General features: G+C 59.5%; 3 protein-coding genes. 2 read left to right on the top strand and 1 reads right to left on the bottom strand.

From position 1 onward, the window contains the following. Positions 1–289: 289 nt before the first annotated feature. The gene (locus EOA86_RS24160; RefSeq protein ID WP_128343970.1) at positions 290–877 is read left to right on the top strand and encodes a L,D-transpeptidase; all 588 of its coding nucleotides are present in this window, start codon (positions 290–292) and stop codon (positions 875–877) included. Positions 878–926: 49 nt separating this feature from the next. Continuing rightward, entirely contained in the window at positions 927–1889 is a 963-nt protein-coding gene (locus tag EOA86_RS24165) for a LysR family transcriptional regulator (RefSeq protein WP_127313662.1), read from the top strand. On the opposite strand, the gene EOA86_RS24170 is transcribed toward EOA86_RS24165, so the two are convergent. Beyond that, positions 1862–4303 (bottom strand): SH3 domain-containing protein, encoded by a 2442-nt coding sequence (locus tag EOA86_RS24170; protein WP_128343972.1) that lies wholly within the window; start codon positions 4301–4303, stop codon positions 1862–1864. The two genes, EOA86_RS24165 and EOA86_RS24170, sit on opposite strands and share 28 nt — an antisense overlap. Positions 4304–4333 lie beyond the last annotated feature (30 nt).

Genomic DNA, 4333 nt, shown 5'->3' on the forward strand with positions numbered 1-4333 from the left:
ACTCTATCGTGCGCATCGCAGAATTGGAAGTCCAATTGGATTGCGCACGAGCATTTGGTGCCAAATGTTGCGAACCGTCAGCAAAGCGATATGGTGCGCGCTGGAATCAGGTGATCGCCGGCTGAACGCCTGGAGGCAGAAGGGATCGTTCTTGGTGGCGGCAATCATGATCCGGCTGGCGAACTTGCCTGTTCCCCTCAGCGTTGCGGGACGCAAAGTCCTGGTCAGCCCGCGCTTTATCCGGAGATTGTGCGCATCAGTTCTGATAGCCGCCACATCGATTGCCGCCATGGCGCCAGCCCAGGCCCAACCGAATGGCGGTTATGATCCACGAAGCTGGACTTACGATCCGGCAAGAAATGTGCTGGTCTCCCCTGCCGCTCCCGACCAGACTTCGGATGGAGAAATCCGGCCCGAGTGGTCGGCAATCCCTAGGGAGATCGTGCATTTCAGCGAGGCTCAACCGAAGGGATCGATCGTGATCAACACCACGGAGCGGCGGCTTTACTACATCCTGGGGAACGGCAGGGCACTGCGATACACGGTGGGCGTTGGAAAAGAGGGATTGGAGTGGTCCGGCCGCGCCACGATTTCGAGCAAAAAGAACTGGCCAGATTGGCGGCCGCCGGCCGAAATGCGATCCAGAGAAGCATCAAAAGGCCGCTTCCTGCCCGCGCATGTCGAGGGAGGACCGAACAATCCATTGGGCGCGCGCGCATTGTATATCGGCAACACCCTTTATCGCGTCCACGGCACCAACCAGCCATGGACCGTCGGACAGGCCAACTCCTCCGGGTGCATTCGCATGACCAACGAGGATGTCATCGATCTTTATGACCGAGTGAAGATCGGTGCCCAGATCATTGTACGGCATTGATGGTTCGTCGCACCCTCCCCGAAAGCCCGCAAATGAGTGACCTGCCGTCGTGATACCTTTCAACATCAAGCAGCTCGAAACCTTTCTCCTGGTGGCCACCTTTGGAAGCTTTCGAAAGGCGGCGGAACGCCTGAACACCACGCAGCCGGCGGTGTCCACCCGAATTGCCGGTTTGGAGGAAGCGCTTGGTGCCAAGCTGTTCGAGCGGCAGAGCAGCACGGTCAGGCTGACCGCCGAGGGACAACGGCTGCTACCACCTGCCCAACGAGTTCTGCGCGTAGCGGAGCGGCTGCAACTGATGGCCAGCTCTCTTTCAGAGACTTCAGATACGACGAGGGTGTTGAGGCTTGGGGTTGCCGAAACGATCGTGCACACTTGGCTGCCGGATTTCCTCAAGGCGCTGAAAGCAAATTATCCGCTTGTCGAGACCGATATCGTCGTCGATGCAACGACGACCCTTCGCAACGAACTCATGTCGCACCGGCTCGATCTTGCGGTGCTGATGGGCCCTGTCTTGGAGTACAGCATCGAGAATATCGATATGCCGTCGTTTCCTCTTGTTTGGGTCTGCTCGCCGCAATTGGAATTGCCCAATCGACGCAAGGTGACGCTCAACGACCTGATGCAGTTTCCAATCATCAGCTACGCGCGCACCACGCGACCCTATAGCGAACTTTACCGCAAGCTCACCGGCGAATTCGAAGAAACGCCGCGCATCTTTCCGGCCAATTCCCTGGCCGCTTCCATCAAGATGACGCTCAACGGAATTGGAATAGCCTCGCTGCCTGAGGGAGTCGTCCAAGACTATATCGCAAGCGGTAAACTGCGCGTCGTCGAATGCGAATGGCACCCGTCCGACCTGCAGTTTACCGCCTCCTACTCCTCCGAACCATCCAATCCGATTGCGGAGCGGGCGGCAAAGCTGGCCGCCTGTGTTGCGCATGCATATGCTGCGAGAACCGATAAGCTTAGGCCCGCGGTTTCTCAGCCGACGAAAGTGGCCGGCAGGTAGATGCGGTCGCCTGAGAAGATCACATCCGGGCTCAGGATATGATCCATATTGAGCACCACCGTCTCCGCCACATCCGCAGAATGGGTCTTGGCGATCAGGCGAATGCTGTCGCCATTCTGGACTTCGACCCACTGGTAGCCGTCTTTCTCCAACGTTGGATTCGTGCGGCCCTCAGGATTGCTGCTGCCCTCGGGATGAGCCTCGACATGATCGCCGGAAACCCAGCCGCTATGGATGTCGCCGTCCGGCCCAAAACCTTCGACGGGTATCCAGCTCTCTCCTGACTGATCGGTCGAAGGCTTTGCGGTCTGCTCGACGAATGTCCCGGGTTGCAGAACCGTCGCTACAGTCGAATCCTCGTCAGGCTGGGCCCGCAAATTCAGACCGTCATCGGCGACCACGACAAGTTGCGGGAAATCCTCCGGCGGGGTTTGCGGCTCATCCGGGACATCCGAAGGATCATCGGGTTGCTGGGACGATGCATCGCCATCCGGTTTTTTCGGATCGGGTGGAGGAGTCGTCTTCGCGCCCTCCCAAGGCTCTGCGAGCAGGGCGTCCAGTGAGAAAAGAAGCATCCCAACGCCGAAGGTGATGCCCAGAGTCCACCGGTCCCATGCAGCCCATTTTTTGTCGGACTTTTCCGCCGCCGCGATATCAGCATCGGTTCGCGGTACTGAACGGCGATTCATCCGGTCCGTCCTTATAGCCGACGCCCAGAATTCCGCGCAGCCGAAGGTGAACATGGTGCCGGCGACTGTGGCGATCGGCGCCGGCCAGGAGTGCACCGTATAGAAGGCGCAGCCAAGCACATAGCCGGGTCCAGCCAGATATTCGGCCAGGTTTCGGATCACCGGTCTGCCGGTGAACGACTGCAGCATCGACTTCGTGCCATAGACGATGTTGCCGAGCGTGAACGTGCTGTTGACGACAAGATCCTTACCCTGGATCATCCCGGTCGCGGCACCTGGCGCTGCGGCAATGAATGTGGCTCCGCCGAGCGCGTTGAGGAATCGCCCGAACGGCTTGTGACTTGCGGTTGCGTTGGGGAAGAGCGCCTGCGCACCGAAAACGACGCCTCGCACGCCAAATGCCACCGCTCCGGCGGTGGCGGTCCAGGTTGGCGGCAGCGAACTCCACAACATGACGGAGGTGGTCGACATGCCGCCAAAGGTGGCGAGTGCCTGAGTGTTTTCCCGCGTCCTGGCATGGCTGAGGGCCAGATCAACGCTGGTGGCCTGATCCGGCGTCATCGCCTTTTTATGGGTCGCCCGATAAGTGGTCAGCTGCAGCACGGAGAGGACGTTCGTCTGATCCCCACTCATCCACTCGAACTGCTCAAGCGTGAACTTGCGGAACTGGCCGGGGCTCATTTCCCCGAACTGTTTTGGTGTCACCGCTTCGATCTGCGGCTGGGTCAGGGCTTCGGTGTGGTGGATCGTGAAGGCACCCCAATGATCGCGGTTCAGCACCGGAATCTGCTTCTCGCTCAGCCACGGCACCTGCTTGGGATCGAGCTTCGCCACGTCCACGGAATCGACCATGGTTTCGGGGATCGCCGGAACCTGGGGCTCGGTGAGGTTCTTCAGCAATCCGGCCTCGCCCAGATCCTTGAATTGCTGTGACGTGAACTTCGCAACCTGGCCGGGCTTGAACCATGGAACCTGGCGCGCTTCCAACTTCGACACGTCGACGAGCTCGACCATGTCTCCTTTTATCACCCGCAACTGTGGTTTCGTCAGGTGAGGCGTCAAACCGGCTTTGCCGAGATCCCGGAACTGCTGGTCGGTCACATTCCGGAAGTGGCCCTCGGTCAGCCAAGGAATCTGTTTCCCGTCGAGGCCCGCGATGTTGACCTGCCCTATCTTTGCCTTCGGGATGCCGCGCAGTTGGCTCTTGGTCAGATAGGGCAGCAAGCCGGCCTGATCCATGTCGCGGAACTGCTGTTCCGTCAGCTCGGCCACCTGCTCGCGCTTAAGCCATGGAATCTGGGTCGGCTGGAAATCGCCCATGACGAGATCTGGCACATGGTCAAGCGGGGTCGCTCTGACGCCATCTCGGGTGAGCGGTCCATTGTTCGGAGCGGATTGGCCCTTGTTTGCTGGTGCGGGTTGGCGAGTTTCAGCCGGGGAGTGGGAACCAGTGGACGCGTAGTGGTCGTATCGCTCATCCGCGAACCGGCCATAAAACTCCCCGTACGTTCCGTCCGCAGCGCTCGGCTGCTTGTCCGTGAATAGCGTCGCCATTTCCTCGACGGCTTGCGGTCGACCAATCTCGCCAGCCTTGAATCGGGCGAATATATCGGCCTGGGCCGAATTCCACTCGGCGCCGAGGATAGCAGCAGGCTTGCCGCTGTTAACCGAAAGCTCGTCGGCAGCAGCATATTGAACAAATGTCGCTTCGCCCTCGACGTTCAAATAGGCTGAGACCACGGCATCCTTATATGC

It is taken from the genome of Mesorhizobium sp. M5C.F.Ca.IN.020.32.2.1, assembly GCF_004023105.1.
In the GTDB taxonomy this organism is placed as follows: Bacteria; Pseudomonadota; Alphaproteobacteria; order Rhizobiales; family Rhizobiaceae; genus Mesorhizobium; species Mesorhizobium wenxiniae.